Here is a 17,595-nt window from a genome sequence, read left to right on the forward strand (position 1 = left end):
CCATTGGACGCTATCCATCCCGTAGCCGCTGCCGCAGGCTGCACTGGCCCTCGCCTACACTGGAAATCTCCAGCGTACTGAGGGCCAGCGCAGCCTGGCGGCAGCGGCTACAGGCGAAGTGCCTGGTCCTGGGTGTTACTTCAATACTGCCAGGGCAGCATCGTAGTTCGGCTCTTCGGCGATTTCGCCAACCAGCTCGGTGTGCAGCACGTTGTCGTTCTCGTCCAGCACCACCACGGCACGGGCAGTCAGGCCGGCCAGCGGGCCGTCAGCCAGGGCAACGCCGTAGTCCTGCTTGAACTCGGCGCCACGCAGGGTCGACAGGTTCTGCACGTTTTCCAGGCCTTCGGCGCCGCAGAAGCGGGCCTGGGCGAATGGCAGGTCGGCGGAAATGCACAGCACCACGGTGTTGGCCAGTTCGCTGGCCTGGGCGTTGAACTTGCGTACCGAGGTAGCGCAGGTCGGGGTGTCAACGCTTGGGAAGATGTTCAGCACTTTGCGCTTGCCGGCAAAGCTTGCCAGGGTCACGTCGGCCAGGTTGCCGGCAACCAGCGAGAACGCAGGCGCCTTGGCGCCGACTTTCGGCAGTTCGCCCTTGACCTGGACCGGGTTGCCTTTGAGCGTCACTTGAGCCATGAACGGAATCCTTCTGCGGTATGGAATAAAGACAGGGAGTTAACCATGAATCCCTGCAAACTAAAACTGTGGGAGCTGGCTTGCCAGCGAGCTTTTGGCAATACCTCAAAGCTCGCCGGCAAGCCGGCTCCCACAGTGCGTTTACCCCATCGTCACCGCGCAGCTGTTACCAGAGCGGCATTACGTAGCTGACGTAGAAGCGGTTCTCGTCCTGGTGGGTCTGGCCGGTCATCTCGGGGTTGGCCTGGGCGTTCTTCCAGGTCACGCCGAGGCCCTTCAGGGTACCGTCCGGCACCACGTAGCTCAGCGCCAGGTCGCGTTCCCATTCGCTGTCGCCACCGCTGGCCACCTTGACCTGGTCACCGTGGGCATACAGGGCCGAGAAGCCCAGGCCCTTGAGGCCCAGCTGGCCGAAGTCATACTTGTACAGGGCCAGGAAGGTACGCTCGCCGGCGTGCTGGAACTTGTTCAGTTGCAGGTTGGTGAGCGCCGGGGTGTCCGCGCCGCTGCCAGGGCCCTGGCGGGCATCGCCGCTGTTGAGGCCCGAGTCCAGGTACGGGAAGTCGCTGTCGCCGGTGTTCTTCTGCGCGCCCAGGCCGAAGGTGTGGCCCATCAGGCTGTAGCTTTCCATGATGCTGAAGGTCGACTGGTTGATGCGCCCCTTGGTGGTGGTGCCACCGTAGTAGCCGGCCGCACCATAGTTGCTGTCGCCGTCGCCGTTGCCGCCGATCCCCAGGCTGCGGTAGGCGCGCAGGTCAGTGGCCAGGCTGCCCACTGGCAGTTGGTCGGTGTGCTTGAGGCCCAGGTAGAACTGTTGGTAGTAGTCGGCCAGGTTCGAGTACCAGCCGCTCAGGGTGGTGTCCTTGATGCCGGTGTAGTCGGCGCCACCGTAGCTGAAGCGGTTGCTGCCCTTGGCGCCGCCGCCGGTGATCATGTCCTGGTCGCCGGTTTCGTTGCGGATCTTGGTCTGGGTAATGTTACCCAAGGTGAAAACATAGTTATCCAGATCCTTCGACACCAGTTGCGCGCCGGTGTTGGTCTGCTGGTACAGACGACCGTCGGTGTTGGCCAGCATCGGGTTGTTCTGGGTCAGGGTGCCGACGCGCAGTTCATCCTTGAGGAAGCGCATCTTGAAGGTCGGGCTCAGCACGCCGAAGTCGTTGGCCGACTTGCCGTCGTCCAGCGGGAACATGCTGCCCTGCTGGGAATTGGAGTCCAGCTTGACGCCGTAGAAGGCCGTCAGGTCCAGGCCGAAGCCGACGGTGCCTTCGGTGTAGCCGGACTTGAAGTTGAATTCGAAGCCCTGGCCCCAGTCGCGCACGCTGTTGGCCTTCTTGTTGCTGCCAACCACGTCGCTGCCCTGTTGGTTCAGGTAGCGGTTGAGCAGCGTCAGGTCTGCATGGCTGTCATCGATGAAGTCGGCGTGTGCACCCAGGGCGGCAGTGCCCAGCATGGCGCCTACCAGGGGACGGACTATCTTCTTGATCATCACGGGTCTCGTTGGAGTCAGTTAAAAAACTGACGCCATTACGGATCCGTTACATGACATTTCAGAGACAAGTTCCATGAAACTACATGAAACAAATTTTAGGTAACTGGCGGAACGCCAGTATTGGCCCGGCGCCGCTGGGCGGCGCCGGCAAGGCCCTCAGCTGGCAAGCGCGTGAGGGAAGGTGTGGCGATTGTGCTCAAGATCATGGCGCAGCTCGGCGATCAGGTCGGAAATAGCCCGACTGCTGCTGAGCCGATCGGTCGAAATACCGGTGACCATCAGTTGCACCTGGCCGGTGACGGGGTCAGTGACCTGGACCGTCAGCGACTGGTCCGGGGCCACCGTGCAGGTGCAGTGGGCCGGCAGAAAAGCACATTCGATGATATTGCGTAGTTCCAGCGAACAAAGTCCCAGTGTCATCATCTTTGGCATCCTCGCTCAGGCAGTTCGGGCGCGCAGACATGCGCTTGAAATATTGTGTATATACCCTGTCGCAGAGCCTTGCAACGAGTTGGCGACGAGAGTGCAAGCTGCTTTTTGCGCTCGCCTTGCGACTCGATAACGGCCACCACCGGCCGCCCGCGCGGCCTGTCGCGACCAAGGTCGGCTCCTACATCTGTTGCAACGTGCCACGGTCTGACAGACCTAATTGCCCCCCCTCAAAACTAAAATTTTCACATTCCATTCACCAGCCCTTAACCTGGCCGCCCCTATAGTCCCGGCACTTTCATAGCTCCATGGAGCCATCATGCCGGTAGCCTCTGTCGCCCTCCCCTTGCCGCCACGGCGTTTCGCCCTGCGTCGCCGCGTTGTCGTCATGGGCCTGCTGGCAGTAGTGGCGGCTTCGGCGCTAGGCGGTTGGGCGCTGCGCCCAAGCGGCCCGGCCGACCTGGGTGATGGCAAGACCCTGCGCCACTCGGGCCTGCAGGCCGCCTGGAAGGCCGGCAACGTAGCGGTGCTAGTGCGCCACGGCGAGCGCTGCGACCGTTCCGACGGTGCCTGCCTGGGCGACGCCGATGGCATTACCCTGGCCGGCAGCCGCGTGGCCAGCGAAGTGGGCAACAGCCTGCAGGCGCTAGGCATGGCCCAGGCGCAGGTGTTCACCAGCCCCCTGACCCGCACCCGCCAGACCGCGATGTTCATGTTCGGCCAGGCCGCCACGCCCCAGGACTGGCTGATCAACTGCCGGCAGACCATGCTCCAGGACGTGGTGGCGCACAAGCAGCCCGGCCACAACCTGGTGCTGGTCACCCACAGCGAGTGCATCAACGCCCTGGAGAAACAGGCCGGCATTCATGGCGGCAGCGGCCCGGGCTACGCCAGCGCACTGTTCGTGAGCGTCGACCCGGTCACCGGCACCCCCCATGTGCTGGGCGCCCTGAACCCTAACCAGTGGCCGCGCACGCTGCACCGCCTGAAAGGCTAGACCGCCGCCAGGCGCACCTCGAAGCAGCAACCGTGGGGCTCGCGGCTGGTCAGGGTCACTGACCAGCCCTCGTTCACGCAGATCCGCTGCACCAGCGACAAGCCCAGCCCCAGGCCCTCGCCGCGCTGCTCGTCGCCGCGCACGAACGGCTGGAACATCTCCAGGCGCTTCTCCTCCGGAATGCCGATGCCGCTGTCCTCCACCTTGAAGCCGCCCGGCAACAGGGTCAGGCGGATGAAGCCATGGTCGGTGTAGTGCCAGGCGTTGCGCAGCAGGTTGCCCATTACCGCACCCAGGAAGGTCTGGTTGTACACCCCCTCCCCCGCGTCTTCCGGCAGGTAGATCAGCTCCAGGCCCTTGTGCTCGATGGGCGTGCGCCAGGTCTCCACCAGCTCCTGCGCCACCTGCACCATGCCGGCGGCCGGGCCGCGGCCGCCCTCGGCGTTTTCCGCCCGGGCCAGCAGCAGGAAGGTGTCCACCAGCTGGCGCATGGCGGCGCTGGCGCGGGCAATGCGCGACACCTGCTCACGCGCACGGGGATCCAGGCCGGGGTTTTCCAGCAACAGCTCGCTGGAGCTGGCCAGCACCATCAACGGCGTGCGCAATTCGTGGCTGACGTCACCGGTGAACAGCTTCTCGCGCACCAGCGCCGAGCGCAGGCGCCCCAGGGTGTCGTCGAAGGAACGGGCCAGGGTGCCGACCTCGTCGGCGGCGTAGTCGGGCGCCAGGGGCGGCGCCAGGTCCAGCAACTGGTCGCGGTGGCGCACCTGGCCGGCCAGGCGGATCACCGGCGCCATGACCTTGCGCGACAGCAGCCAGCCCAGCAGGATCGAGCCCAGCAGGCTCAGCACGAAGCCGGTGATGACCACGCCGAACAGCAGCCGCTCGCGCTCCTCGAAACCTTGCTGGTCGCGCAGCAGGATGTACTTGCGGCCGTTGACCACCCGCACCATGGCGTACCAGCTGCGCTCCAGGCGCCTGACCTCGTGGAAGCCCGGTTCCAGGGCCTGCAGGTCCGGGGGCATGGCCAGGTCGCCCTGGCCGTCGTCGGCGAAGAACAGCTCGTCCTTTTCCGGGCGGTGGGTCCAGTCGTCGCGGTTTTCCATCATCAGCATGCGGTGCAGGTTGCCGCCCAGCCCCGTGGTGGTGAGCTTTTTCTCCACCACATGCACGGTTGCGACAATTCCCACGGCAAAAACGCCAGCCACCAACGTGGTCATCAGCGCGAAGACTACAATGATGCGTTGGGCCAGGCTTTGTCGGGAGTGCTTGGTGCGCCAGCGGGCGACGATCGAATTCATGGGCGGGGGCAGCTCAGCGTCATGCTAGGGGTCTGGAGGGCCAGGCAGTTTATCAGCCCTTGTACCGCAGCCCATGTCAAAGACTTGTGATGAACGGAAAAGCTGGCACCGGGACAGCATTTTCATCTGTCACTCACTCTTTTTTGACACATGAAAATGCACCTTTGACGTATTGAACCATCGGCAGTTTTTCACAGTGGCATTTTCTACGAGCATCTTCAGACATTTCCTACAGACACGTGGGCATTCGTCGACTTCAATGCCTGCCAGGCCTGACTACCCCGATTTTTGTATCAAACAGCAATTGATTCGTTCAGCAAGCGTTCGTTCAGCTTGCGGCGGTAATAATCTCCCTCTATAACGGATGGCCCTGCGACTAAAGTGGGGCATGTATGACGCACGAAGCGCATAAGCCTGTCAGATTCCGAGGATGCCATGAATCAGAGTTTTCTCCCCTTTTCCCGTCCCAGCATGGGTGACCAGGAGATCGCAGCAGTAGAGCAGGTATTGCGCAGCGGTTGGATCACCACCGGCCCCAAGGCCCAGGAGCTGGAGCAGGAATTCGCTCGCCGCGTGGGCTGCGCCCATGCCGTGGCCCTGTCGTCCGCCACCGGCGCCATGCACATCGCGTTGCTGGCCCTGGGCATCGGCCCGGGCGACGAAGTCATCACCCCGTCCCAGACCTGGGTGTCCACCGCCAACATGATCTGCCTGCTGGGTGCTACCCCGGTATTCGTCGACATCGACCGTGACACCCTGATGTGCAGCGTGGCCGACATCGAGGCCGCCATCACCCCGCGCACCAAGGCGATCATCCCCGTGCACTACGCCGGCGCCGCCTTCGACCTCGACCCGCTGTACGCCCTGGCCGAGCGCCACGGCATCCGCGTCATCGAAGACGCCGCCCACGCCGTGGGCACCCGCTACCGCGGCCGCGAGATCGGCGCCCAAGGCACCGCGATCTTCTCGTTCCACGCCATCAAGAACATGACCTGCGCCGAAGGCGGGATGTTCGTCAGCGATGACGAAGCCTTCGCCAACCGCGTGCGCATGCTCAAGTTCCACGGCCTGGGCGTGGACGCCTACGACCGCATGACCCACGGCCGCAAGCCACAGGCCATGGTCCAGGAGCCGGGCTTCAAGTACAACCTGGCCGACATCAACGCCGCCATTGCCCTGGTGCAACTGGAGCGCGTCGACGCCATCAATGCCAAGCGCGAGCAGCTGGCCCAGGCGTACCTCGAACGCCTCAAGCACCTGCCGGTGCTGCCACTGTCGCAACCGGCCTGGCCGCAACAGCACGCCTGGCACCTGTTCATCCTGCGCATCGACCCGGAACGTTGCGGCATTGATCGTGAAACCTTCATGAAAGGTCTTCAAGATCAAGGCATTGGCACTGGCATCCACTTCATTGCCACGCACTTGCACACCTGGTACCGCCAGAAGTTCCCGGACGTGCAGCTGCCCAACACTGAGTGGAACTCGGCCCGCCTGTGCTCCATCCCGCTGTTCCCCGACATGACCCTCGACGATGTCGAGCGCGTTGCCTGCGCCATTGAGAAAACCCTGGAACACCGCCCGTGAGACCTTATCCGATCAACACCGTGTCCATCGTGATACCGGTGTACAACGAAGAGCAGAGCCTGCCGGAGCTGCTGCGCCGCACCGAAGCTGCGTGTGCGCAACTGACGCAGAAATATGAAATCGTGCTGGTGGACGACGGCAGCCGCGACGCCTCGGCCGACATCCTCCAGGACGCCGCCGAACGCCCGGGCAGCCCGGTGGTGGCGGTGATCCTGAACCGCAACTACGGCCAGCACGCGGCGATCATGGCCGGTTTCGAGCAGTGCATCGGCGACCTGGTGATCACCCTCGACGCCGACCTGCAGAACCCGCCCGAAGAGATCCCCAACCTGGTCGCCCAGGCTTCGCTGGGCTACGACGTGGTCGGCACCGTGCGCAACAACCGCCAGGACTCGGCCCTGCGCCGCTGGCCGTCGAAGCTGATCAACCTGGCCGTGCAGCGCTCCACCGGCGTGGCCATGAGCGACTACGGCTGCATGCTGCGCGCCTACCGCCGCAGCGTGGTCGACGCGATGCTGGCCTGCCGCGAGCGCAGCACCTTCATCCCGATCCTGGCCAACAGCTTCGCCCGCCACACCACCGAGGTGCTGGTGCAGCACGCCGAGCGCGAGCACGGCGACTCCAAGTACAGCCCCATGCGCCTGATCAGCCTGATGTTCGACCTGGTCACCTGCATGACCACCACGCCGCTGCGCCTGCTCAGCGTGGTCGGCATCGGCATGGCCGCCCTGGGCGTGCTGTTCGCCGTCGCGCTGATCGCGCTGCGCATGATCTACGGCGCCGCCTGGTCGGGCCACGGCACCTTCGTGCTGTTCGCCGTGCTGTTCGTGTTCACCGGTGCGCAGTTCATCGGCATGGGCCTGTTGGGTGAATACCTGGGCCGCATGTACAGCGACGTCCGCGCCCGTCCGCGGTTCTTCATCGAAAAGGTGCTGCGCAGCAACGAACCAGCTGGCGGCAACACCGAACCTCACCCTGAAACCTCGATTTCCATTTCTTCCAGCAAGGCTGCCTCATGAACCAGAAAGCTGTTGTCTTCGCCTACCACGATATCGGCTGCGCCGGCATCAACGCCCTGCTTGAGGCAGGCTACGACATCGCCGCCGTATTCACCCACGCCGACGATCCCAAGGAAAACAACTTCTACGGCTCGGTGGCGCAACTGTGCGCACGCAAAGGCATCCCGGTGCACGCCCCGGAAGACGCCAACCACCCGATCTGGATCGAGCGCATCGCCAAGCTCGACGCCGACTTCATCTTCTCGTTCTACTACCGCAACCTGCTGAGCGAGGCCGTGCTGGCCTGCGCCAAGCAAGGTGCGTTCAACCTGCACGGCTCGCTGCTGCCACGCTACCGCGGCCGCGCACCGGCCAACTGGGTACTGGTCAAGGGCGAAACCGAGACCGGCGTTACCCTGCACCGCATGGTCAAGCGTGCCGACGCTGGCGCCATCGTTGCCCAGCAACGCGTGGCCATCGAGCGTTCCGACACCGGCCTGAGCCTGCACGCCAAGCTGCGTGACGCCGCCACCGCGCTGCTGAACGAAACCCTGCCGCTGCTGGCCAAGGGCGAAGTCACCGAGACCGCCCAGGACGAGAGCCAGGCCACTACCTTCGGCCGCCGCACCCCTGCCGACGGCCTGCTGGACTGGAGCCGCCCGGCCGAAGAGCTGTTCAACCTGGTGCGCGCTGTCACCCAGCCATACCCGGGCGCGTTCTGCGCCGTGGGCGAGCACAAGCTGATTGTCTGGAGCGCCGAAGTGGTCGCCGGCAACCAGGGCTTCGAGCCAGGCCACGTGATCAGCGTCGAACCGCTGCGCATCGCCTGCGGCACCGACGCCCTGCAAATCACCGCCGGCCAGCGCAACAACGACGGCCTGTACCTGAGCGGCCCGCAACTGGCCCGTGAACTGGGCCTGGTGGAAGGCTCCAAGCTGATCGGCAAGGCCGCCGGCCGCCCTGTGCGCCGCACCCGCGTGCTGATCCTGGGCGTCAACGGTTTCATCGGCAACCACCTGTCCGAGCGCCTGCTGCGCGACGACCGCTATGAAATCTACGGCCTGGACATCGGTTCGGACGCCATCGAGCACCTGCGCGGCAACCCGCGCTTCCACTTCGTGGAAGGTGACATCAGCATCCACTCCGAGTGGATCGAATACCACATCAAGAAGTGCGACGTGGTGCTGCCGCTGGTCGCCATCGCCACCCCGATCGAATACACCCGCAACCCGCTGCGCGTATTCGAACTGGACTTCGAAGAAAACCTGAAAATCGTCCGTCACTGCGTGAAGTACAACAAGCGCGTGATCTTCCCGTCGACCTCGGAAGTCTATGGCATGTGCCAGGACAGCCACTTCGACGAGAACACCTCGAACCTGATCGTCGGCCCGATCAACAAGCAGCGCTGGATCTACTCGGTCTCCAAGCAACTGCTGGACCGCGTGATCTGGGCCTACGGCGACAAGGGCCTGAAGTTCACCCTGTTCCGTCCGTTCAACTGGATGGGCCCACGCCTGGACCGCCTGGATTCGGCCCGTATCGGCAGCTCGCGCGCCATTACCCAGCTGATCCTGCACCTGGTGGAAGGCACCCCGATCCGCCTGGTGGACGGTGGCGAGCAGAAGCGCACCTTCACCGACGTCGACGACGGCATCGAAGCCCTGGCACGCATCATCGAGAACCGCGATGGCAAGTGCGACGGCGAGATCATCAACATCGGCAACCCGACCAACGAAGCCAGCATCCGCCAGCTGGGCGAAGAGCTGCTGCGCCAGTTCGAAGCTCACCCGCTGCGTGGCAACTTCCCACCGTTCGCCGGCTTCCGTGAAATCGAGAGCAAGGCGTTCTACGGCAACGGCTACCAGGACGTGACCCACCGCACCCCGAGCATCGAGAACGCCCGTCGCCTGATCGACTGGACCCCGACCATCGAGCTGAGCGAAACCATCGGCAAGACCCTGGACTTCTTCCTGCGCGAAGCCATGGTTGAAATCGAGAGCAAGCGTTAATGCAGGCAGGTCTGCGCATCGACGTCGACACCTACCGAGGCACCCGTGAAGGGGTGCCGCGGTTGCTCGAACTGCTCGACGAAGCCCAGGTGAAAGCGACGTTCTTCTTCAGCGTCGGGCCGGACAACATGGGGCGCCACCTGTGGCGCCTGATCCGCCCGCAGTTCCTGTGGAAGATGTTGCGTTCCAATGCCGCAGGCCTGTACGGCTGGGATATCTTGCTGGCCGGCACCGCCTGGCCCGGCAAGCCGATCGGTCGCGACCTGGGGCACTTGATGCGCCAGGCCCGCGACGCCGGCCACGAGGTTGGCCTGCACGCCTGGGATCACCATGGCTGGCAGGCCAACACCGGTCGCTGGAGCGACGCGCAACTGCACGAGCAGATCCGCCGGGGCGTGGAAACCCTGAACGATATCCTCGGGCAGCGCATCGACTGCTCCGCTGCGGCCGGCTGGCGCGCCGACGAACGCGTGGTACAGGCCAAGGAAGACTTCGGTTTCCGCTACAACAGCGATTGCCGTGGCACCCACCTGTTCCAGCCACGCCTGGCCGATGGTTCGGCCGGTACCGTGCAGATCCCCGTGGACCTGCCCACCTTCGACGAGGTGGTGGGGCCAACGGTGAGCGCCCAAGGCTTCAACGACTACATCCTGGAACGCTTCAAGCCTGGAGGCTTGAACAACTACACCATTCACGCCGAGGTTGAAGGGATTCTGATGGCTGACGATTTCCGCCGCTTGCTGGCAACGGCACGCGAGCGACAGATACAGTTCCAACCCCTGGGGCAACTGCTGCCCGCGGACACCACCGCCCTGCCGGTGGAACAACTGACCCGCGGCGCCCTGGAAGGACGCGAAGGCTGGCTTGGGGTTCAACGACCATGATCCAGCGCTGGACCCTGCCCGTCTTGCTGCTTGCATTCGGGCTCTTCTACCTGCTGCCACTGCCCTTCCACGGGCTGTGGATTCCCGATGAAACCCGCTACGCGCAAATGAGCCAGGAAATGCTGCTGACCGGCAAATGGGCCGCGCCGCATTTCATGGGCTTGCGTTACTTTGAAAAACCCGCCGCCGGCTATTGGCTGATCGCCATCGGCCAGTGGCTGTTCGGCCAGAACCTGTTCGGCGTACGCGTGGCCTCGGCCCTCAGCCTGGGCCTGAGCGTGCTGCTGACTTACCTTGTGGCCAACCGCCTGTGGGCCGACAAGCGCCAGAGCGTGATCTGCGCGGTGCTGTACATGAGCTTCGGCCTGGTGGCCGGCCAGGCCGGCTACGCCAACCTCGACCCGCAATTCACCCTGTGGGTGAACCTGAGCCTGGTGGCCCTGTGGTTCGCCATCGACAGCCGCACCACCAGCGCGCGCCTGCTGCACTGGGGCCTGCTGGGCGTGGCCTGTGGCATGGGCTTCATGACCAAGGGTTTCCTGGCCTGGGTATTCCCGGTGCTGATCGCGGCGCCGTGGATGATCTGGCAGAAACGCTTCGGCGAGCTGGTGCGCTTCGGCCTGTTCGGCGTGCTGGTGGCAGTGCTGGTGTCGGCGCCGTGGGCGCTGATGGTCAACCAGCAGGAGTCTGACTTCTGGTCGTTCTTCTTCTGGCACGAGCACATCCGTCGCTTCGCCGGCGACGACGCCCAGCACGCCCAGCCAATCTGGTTCTACCTGCCGCTGCTGGCCGCCTCGAGCCTACCCTGGGCGCTGCTGTTGCCGGCTACCGTGCGCCAGGCCTGGGCCACCCGCCGAGACCCGAAGGTGCTGTTCGTGCTGTTGTGGCTGCTGCTGCCCCTGGCCTTCCTGAGCCTGAGCCGCGGCAAGCTGCCGACCTACATCCTGCCGTGCATGCTGCCCCTGGCGCTGCTGCTGGGCCACCTGCTGAACCAGGCGCTGGCCCAGGGCAAGACCCTGATGCTGCGCAGCAACGCCGTGCTCAACCTGGCCATGGGCGTCATCGGCCTGGCCGCCATCGCCTGGCTGCAGCACAAGAAGCCGGTGTACGTGGACGAGCCCCAGCACCTGGCGCTGATCGTCGTGGCCCTGGGCGGCGTGGTGCTCGCCAACGTGCTGGCGCTGCTCAAGCCATTGCGCTGCTGGGCTGCCCCGGCCGTGGGCATGGGCGTGCTGATTGCCCTGCTGCCCGCCGCGTTGCCGGACTCCATCGTCAACAACAAGACCCCGGACGCGTTCATCGCCGAACACAGCGACGAGCTGCGCCAGACCCACACGCTGCTGGCCAACGACCTGGGCGCTGCCTCGGCCCTGGCCTGGCACACCGCGCAACCCACCGTGTACCTGTACAACACCGTGGGCGAGACCAAGTATGGCCTCAGCTACGCCGACTCCAGCGCCCGCGAGGTGCAGCTGGAACAGGTGCAGGCGTGGATGACCGAGGCCCGTCGCCAGGGTTCGGTGGGCGTGGTGATGCGGGTCAAGAGTGATGACGAGCTGCATGAGGTCGACCTGCTGCCCAAGGACGGCAAGCGCTTCGTGCAAGGCAGCCTGATGATCTTCATTTTCGACCAGACGCCGCCATGATCTTCCTTCTGTTGCTGGCGGCCTGCACCCTCACCTGCCTGGGCCAGATCGCGCAAAAACTGGCGGTCGAGTCCTGGCGCGACGCCCCCGCCGGCGGCGCCCTGGCCAAGCTGCGCACGCCGTGGCTGTGGCTGGCGCTGCTGTGCCTGGGCCTGGGCCTGCTGCTGTGGCTGCTGGTGCTGCAACACCTTGAGGTAGGCATTGCCTACCCCATGCTCAGCCTCAATTTCGTGCTGATCACCCTGGTGGCGCGCTTTGTCTTCCGCGAACACGTGGACGTGCGCCACTGGCTGGGCGTGGGCGTGGTCATGGCCGGCGTGCTGCTGCTGGGGTGGCAGGCATGAGCCGCGCACAGGGTTTTGCCCTGGCGGGCGGCAGCGTGCTGCTGGTCAGCGGTGCGCAACTGGGCATGCGCTGGAGCATGACCCGGCTGCCGGTGCCGGCGCAGTGGCTCGACACCCTGCTCAACGGCCCGGTGCCGTGGCTGGCGCTGGGCGTGGTGATGGCGGCGATCTTCGCCTACGCCCTGTCAATGCTGTGCTGGCTCGGCGCGCTGCAGCACCTGCCCCTGGGCCGTGCCTATTCGCTGCTGAGCATCAGCTACGCCCTGGTCTACCTGCTGGCGGCCTGCCTGCCGGCGTTCAATGAACATTTTTCGCTGTTGAAAAGCCTCGGGGTGACGCTGGTCGTGCTCGGGGTGCTGATCATCAACTCGCGACGTACACACGGCAACAAGTCCATAGGATCTGCGCAATGAAAATCAGTGTTATCGGTAGTGGTTACGTAGGTCTGGTGCAAGCCACCGTGCTGGCCGAAGTGGGTCATGACGTGATCTGCATGGACATCGACCAACACAAGGTCGACCAACTGTCCAAGGGCCACGTGACCATTTTCGAGCCGGGCCTGTCGGCGCTGGTGCGGGAGAACCTGGACAACGGTCGCCTGCACTTCACCAGCGACGAGAAACTGGCCATCGAGCACGGCGAAGTGCTGTTCATCGCCGTCGGCACGCCCTCGGGCGATGACGGCTCGGCCGACCTCAAGTACGTGTTCTCGGTGGGCGACGCCATTGCCCGCCACCGCGTGGAGCCGCTGATCGTCGCGGAGAAATCCACCGTGCCCGTGGGCACCGGCGACGCCCTGCAGAAGCACATCAACGACGCCCTGGCGAAAGCCGGCCGCACCCTGCAGTTCGATATCGTCTCCAACCCCGAATTCCTCAAGGAAGGCTCGGCGGTGCGTGACTGCCGCCGCCCGGACCGGATCGTCATCGGCTGTGAGCGCGAGGAAGTGCGCGACGTGATGCGCGACCTGTACGCGCCGTTCAACCGCAACCACGACCGCATCCTGTTCATGGACCTGCGCAGCGCCGAGCTGACCAAGTACGCCGCCAACTGCATGCTGGCCACCAAGATCAGCTTCATCAACCAGATCGCCGAGCTGGCCGAGCACCTGGGTGCCGACATCGAGGCCATCCGCCTGGGCATGGGCGCCGACCCGCGCATCGGCTACGACTTCATCTATGCTGGCTGTGGCTACGGCGGCTCGTGCTTCCCCAAGGACATGCGCGCGCTGATCCACACCGCCGAGGCCGCCAACTGCTCCAACGACCTGCTGCAGGCCGTGGAAGCCATCAACGAGCGCCAGAAACACAAGCTGTTCGAGCGGGTGAAAGCCTACTTCAAGGGTGACCTGAAAGGCCGCACCTTCGCGGTCTGGGGCCTGGCGTTCAAGCCCAACACCGACGACATGCGCGACGCCCCGAGCCGCGAGCTGATGGAAGCCCTGTGGGCCGCCGGCGCCCAGGTGCGTGCGTTCGACCCCGAGGCCATGCAGCAGACCCAACTGCTGTACGGCGAGCAGCCGAACCTGATGCTGATGGGCACCCCGGAAGCCACCCTGAACGGTGCCGACGCGCTGATCATCTGCACCGAATGGCAACAGTTCAAGGCCCCGGACTTCGACCTGATCCAGAAGCGCCTGGCGCAGCCGGTGATCTTCGACGGCCGCAACCTGTACGACGTGGACCGGCTGGCGCAGAAAGGCATCACCTACTTCCCGATTGGCCGCGGCGAATCCTGCAGCCTGCCGATCCCGCACCAGAAGTGGGTGTAACCCCCTAGGACGCCGCCTTCGGCAGCTGCTACGCGAATGCGGATACCCCATGGACAGCGTCGCCTGCATCGCGGCCAAGGCCGGCTCCTACCACGAATAGGGTAGGAGCCGACTTTAGTCGCGATGCAGACGACGCCGTTTCACGACAGTTGCTGCTACATTCTGTGGGAGCTGGCTTGCCAGCGAGCTGTTGGGGCCATAAAAGCTCGCTGGCAAGCCAGCTCCCACAAGACAGTTGCTGCTACGTGCGATCTGCGTAGCAGCGGCCAAAGGCCGCGTCTTTGCTACAAGGCGGGCTGGGCCAGGAAGTAATAGGCCCGGTCCCCCACCACCACCTTGCGCAACACCTCCACCCCCGCCTCCGGCGCTGTCTCGCGCTCCATGACCGCCACGTTGCCCGGCGCCTGCGCCAGGAACTGGGTCATCGCCTGCTCGCTGGCCAACGCCGGCAACAGGCTGCGGCTGTAGAACACCCCTGCCCCTGCCAACCGCTCGCTGGGCGTGGCCAACGCCACGTGGCGGCCTTGCGCCTGGTAGTCGCGGATCTGCTCGGCCAGGGGCACGAAGGACTCGGCACGGTCGGCGCGCGGCAACACCCAGATCGCCACGCCCAGGTAGGCCACCACCACCAGCCCCATCACGCCTGCGGCCGCACGCTGCCAATGAGCGGCCGGGCGCCAGGCCAGCAGCACCCGCGCGTATTCCGCGGCGATCACCGCGGCAGCCGGCGCCAGGGACATCAGGTAGACCATGCGCTTGCTCGAGGCCAGGGTCAGCAGCGCGAACTGCGCCAGCAGCCACAGGCTGCAGAACATCAGGTGCGGCTGCACGCGCCATTGTTTGCGCAAATGCCACAGGCCCAGGTACACCAGCAGGTTCCACGGCAGGAAGGCTTCAGGCAACTTGCCCAGGTAGTAATAGAAAGGTTCGAAGTGCCCGGCCTCGCTGAACGAGCCACTGAAGCGCCCGACGCTGTTGGCCCACAGCAGCTCCTTGAGTGCCTGGCCGCCGCCCTGCTGGTAGAGGAAGCCCAGCCACACCAGCAACGGCAGCAGGCCCACCAGGGTCAGCGCCGCCGGCCATAGCCAGCGCCCCAGCGCCAGGCGCCGTTGCTGCACGGTCTCGGCCAGCAGCCAGGCGAAGATGACCACGCCCGGCAAGGCCAGGCCCAGCACGCCTTTGCTCAGGGTGGCGATGGCGATGCCGGCGCTGAACAGCAGCGCGCTGGCCAGGCTGCGCCGCTGGCTGGCCTGGTAGAACGCCACCAACGCCAGGCTCACGCCCAGGGTCAGCAGCGAGTCTTCGCCCACCTGGCGCACGTTGCCCCAGAAGCTGGCGGTGGTGGCCAGCATCAGCCCGGCGGTGACAGCGACCGCCACCGGCCGGCCATTACGCCGCAGGAACCCGTACAGCAGCAGCACGCTGCACCAGCCGGCGAGCGCCGACGCCAGGCGCACCGACCAGGCGCTGGGGCCGAACAGGCTCATGGCGGCGCTGTCGAGCCACAGGCTCAGGGGCGGCTTTTCCAGGAACGGTTCGCCGTTGAGGCGCGGCGTCACCCAGTCGCCCTGCAGGTGCATCTCCATGGCGATGCCGCCCACGCGCGGCTCGGTGGAACCTTGCAACTGATGGTTGCCCAGGGCAACGAAGAACAGCAGGCCGGTGATCAACAACAACAGCAGGAAGGGGCGTTTCGACGTCATGTACGGGTCATCCAGCGGTGAGCGGGGGTGTCGGGGCAGTGTGCGGGGCCACGGGTCAAAAGCAGGTGAAAGCAGGGCCTGTGACGCAGGATTTCATGTCGATGATGACCGTAGTGCCATCAACGGTTTTTTCTCATTGTGGTCACGCAAACGCAACGGTTGGTGCACTAGGTTTGACCCGCCCGGTGGATGGACCTCCGGGCCTTCGATCCTATGTGGCTGAACATGACTGACACCCTGTACCGATACTTCCGCTCCGAGCGCGGCGCCCTGGTGCTGCTGCTCGGCGTCGCTGCCATCGCCCTGTTGCTGGGCCTGGGCCAGCGCGAGCTGTGGGGGGCCGAGACGCGCTGGGCTAACATCGCCCTGCAGATGCTGCAGAGCGGCGACTACTTCGACCCCTACCTCAAGGGCGGCGCCTATTACGACAAGCCCCTGCCCTCCTACTGGCTGATCACCGCCACCGCCGGCCTGATGGGCGGCCTGGATCACTGGTCGCTGCGCCTGCCGTCGGTGCTCGCCGCGTGGCTGAGCGTCTGGCTGGTGTACCTGCTGGGCGAGCAGCTGTTTCGCAAGGGCACCGGGCTGATCGCCGGCTGGCTGCTGGCGACCACGTTCTACTTCCTGGTGTGGTCGCGGGTGGCCACCGCCGACGTGCTCACCGTGTTCGGGGTACTCGCGGCGGTCTGGTGGTACTGGCGCGACCCGCTGGACACGCGCTTTTCACGCTACGCGGCGTTCTTCCTGATACTGGCACTGACCTCGCTGCTCAAGGGCCTGATCGGCTTCATCCTGCCGGGCCTGATGCTGCTGCCGCACCTGCTGGCCGAGGGGCGCTGGAAGCGCCACCTGAATCTGCGGCTGCTGGCAGCGCTGGTGGTGGCCGGCGCGGTGTACATGATCCCCTTCGTGCTGTCGCATTTCTACGGCCAGCCAACCTACGGCGAGAGCGGCCTGGGCCTGGTGGTGCGCGAGAACGTGGTGCGCTTCTTCAAGCCGTTCGACAACTTCGGCCCGATCTACACCTACCTGCTCTACCTGCCGGTGTACACCCTGCCCTGGGCGCCCTGCTGGCTCATCGGCCTGTGGCTGGCCGTGCGGCACTGGCGCAGCACGGACGCCAACACCCGCTGGCTGGTGCTGGGGCTGGGGCTGATGTTCGCGTTCTTCACCGCCTGCGGCAGCCGGCGCAGCTATTACGTGCTGCCGCTGGTGCCGTTCGCCCAGCTGCTGGGCGCCGCCTGGCTGCGCGGCTACTTGGCCAACCGCCCGGCCAGCGCACGCCGTTGGCAGCGTGGCATCGGCATCGCCGCGGCGCTGATGATCCTGGTGATTGGCGTGGCCTACCCCTGGACCAACGGCAACGGCGGCATCATCCGCTTCGGCCAGGACGTGGAGGCCCGTGCCAGCGAGCAGGCGCCGTGGAACCAGTGGCACCTGGTGATGGTGGAAGTCGACAACAAGCTGCCGCTGTACGTGCAGAACCACGCCGGGCCGTTCACCTACATCGGCGAGGACGAGGACTACCCGCGCGACGGCACCAGCGCCGACTTCATGGCGTGGCTGGCGCACCGCACCGGCACCACGTGGAACCCGGCGCGCACCATCGTCTTCGCCCAGTACCCGACCCTCAAGGACCTGCCGCTGCGCTACCTGGCCGAGGACCACGACCTGGTGCTGACCCAGCCCGACAACGGCGCCCGCCTGTTCCATGCCCATGACAACCAGAGCGTGGCGTTCATTCCAAAACCGTGAGAGGGGGTGCCTTTGTGGGAGCTGGCTTGCCAGCGAGCTTTTAGGG

General features: G+C 65.2%; 15 protein-coding genes. 10 read left to right on the plus strand and 5 right to left on the minus strand.

Translation table 11 applies throughout. From position 1 onward, the window contains the following. Nucleotides 1-135: 135 nt before the first annotated feature. From tpx to RAM80_RS06855, 3 genes are all read right to left on the minus strand, one after another. Nucleotides 136-636, minus strand: coding sequence for a thiol peroxidase (tpx, locus tag RAM80_RS06845; protein ID WP_416425466.1), 501 nt, complete (start codon nt 634-636; stop codon nt 136-138). Nucleotides 637-802: 166 nt separating this feature from the next. Further along, entirely contained in the window at nt 803-2,125 is a 1,323-nt protein-coding gene (locus RAM80_RS06850) for an OprD family outer membrane porin (RefSeq protein WP_416425467.1), read from the minus strand. Between the two features lie 159 nt (nt 2,126-2,284). Beyond that, nucleotides 2,285-2,551 (minus strand): DUF1652 domain-containing protein, encoded by a 267-nt coding sequence (locus tag RAM80_RS06855; protein WP_416425468.1) that lies wholly within the window; start codon nt 2,549-2,551, stop codon nt 2,285-2,287. 325 nt (nt 2,552-2,876) lie between these two features. On the opposite strand from RAM80_RS06855, the gene RAM80_RS06860 reads away from it, so the two are divergent. Next, nucleotides 2,877-3,554, plus strand: coding sequence for a histidine phosphatase family protein (locus RAM80_RS06860; protein WP_416425469.1), 678 nt, complete (start codon nt 2,877-2,879; stop codon nt 3,552-3,554). On the opposite strand, the gene RAM80_RS06865 is transcribed toward RAM80_RS06860, so the two are convergent. After that, nucleotides 3,551-4,855 (minus strand): sensor histidine kinase, encoded by a 1,305-nt coding sequence (locus tag RAM80_RS06865; RefSeq protein WP_416425470.1) that lies wholly within the window; start codon nt 4,853-4,855, stop codon nt 3,551-3,553. The two genes, RAM80_RS06860 and RAM80_RS06865, sit on opposite strands and share 4 nt — an antisense overlap. Before the next feature lie 435 nt (nt 4,856-5,290). Between RAM80_RS06865 and arnB the strand changes: the two genes are divergently transcribed. The 8 genes from arnB to RAM80_RS06905 are packed head-to-tail and all read left to right on the plus strand — an operon-like array spanning nt 5,291 to nt 14,091. Continuing rightward, nucleotides 5,291-6,439, plus strand: coding sequence for a UDP-4-amino-4-deoxy-L-arabinose aminotransferase (gene arnB / locus RAM80_RS06870; protein WP_416425471.1), 1,149 nt, complete (start codon nt 5,291-5,293; stop codon nt 6,437-6,439). After that, nucleotides 6,436-7,458, plus strand: coding sequence for an undecaprenyl-phosphate 4-deoxy-4-formamido-L-arabinose transferase (arnC, locus tag RAM80_RS06875; RefSeq protein WP_416425472.1), 1,023 nt, complete (start codon nt 6,436-6,438; stop codon nt 7,456-7,458). Before arnB ends, arnC begins: the two co-directional genes overlap by 4 nt. After that, nucleotides 7,455-9,446, plus strand: a complete 1,992-nt coding sequence (gene arnA / locus RAM80_RS06880) for a bifunctional UDP-4-amino-4-deoxy-L-arabinose formyltransferase/UDP-glucuronic acid oxidase ArnA (protein WP_416425473.1) — start codon at nt 7,455-7,457, stop codon at nt 9,444-9,446. The genes arnC and arnA overlap by 4 nt, the downstream gene beginning before the upstream one ends. After that, entirely contained in the window at nt 9,446-10,330 is an 885-nt protein-coding gene (gene arnD, locus RAM80_RS06885; protein WP_416425474.1) for a 4-deoxy-4-formamido-L-arabinose-phosphoundecaprenol deformylase, read from the plus strand. The genes arnA and arnD overlap by 1 nt, the downstream gene beginning before the upstream one ends. Next, complete coding sequence (gene arnT, locus RAM80_RS06890; RefSeq protein WP_416425475.1) at nt 10,327-11,976, plus strand: lipid IV(A) 4-amino-4-deoxy-L-arabinosyltransferase; 1,650 nt, start codon at nt 10,327-10,329, stop codon at nt 11,974-11,976. Before arnD ends, arnT begins: the two co-directional genes overlap by 4 nt. After that, a complete protein-coding gene (gene arnE / locus RAM80_RS06895; RefSeq protein WP_416425476.1) occupies nt 11,973-12,320 on the plus strand; it encodes a 4-amino-4-deoxy-L-arabinose-phosphoundecaprenol flippase subunit ArnE in 348 nt (115 codons plus the stop codon). The genes arnT and arnE overlap by 4 nt, the downstream gene beginning before the upstream one ends. Continuing rightward, a complete protein-coding gene (arnF, locus tag RAM80_RS06900; RefSeq protein WP_416425477.1) occupies nt 12,317-12,733 on the plus strand; it encodes a 4-amino-4-deoxy-L-arabinose-phosphoundecaprenol flippase subunit ArnF in 417 nt (138 codons plus the stop codon). Before arnE ends, arnF begins: the two co-directional genes overlap by 4 nt. Beyond that, nucleotides 12,730-14,091: a UDP-glucose dehydrogenase family protein gene (locus RAM80_RS06905; protein ID WP_416425478.1), complete on the plus strand. Its 1,362-nt coding sequence runs from the start codon at nt 12,730-12,732 to the stop codon at nt 14,089-14,091. Before arnF ends, RAM80_RS06905 begins: the two co-directional genes overlap by 4 nt. A gap of 284 nt (nt 14,092-14,375) precedes the next feature. Here RAM80_RS06905 and RAM80_RS06910 read toward each other — a convergent pair whose 3' ends face one another. Further along, entirely contained in the window at nt 14,376-15,794 is a 1,419-nt protein-coding gene (locus tag RAM80_RS06910) for an ArnT family glycosyltransferase (RefSeq protein WP_416425479.1), read from the minus strand. A gap of 225 nt (nt 15,795-16,019) precedes the next feature. Here RAM80_RS06910 and RAM80_RS06915 point away from each other — a divergent pair, with 225 nt between their 5' ends. After that, the gene (locus tag RAM80_RS06915; protein ID WP_416425480.1) at nt 16,020-17,549 is read left to right on the plus strand and encodes an ArnT family glycosyltransferase; all 1,530 of its coding nucleotides are present in this window, start codon (nt 16,020-16,022) and stop codon (nt 17,547-17,549) included. The last annotated feature ends 46 nt before the right edge of the window (nt 17,550-17,595 follow it).

The organism is Pseudomonas sp. App30, assembly GCF_047947025.1.
Classification (GTDB): domain Bacteria; phylum Pseudomonadota; class Gammaproteobacteria; order Pseudomonadales; family Pseudomonadaceae; genus Aquipseudomonas.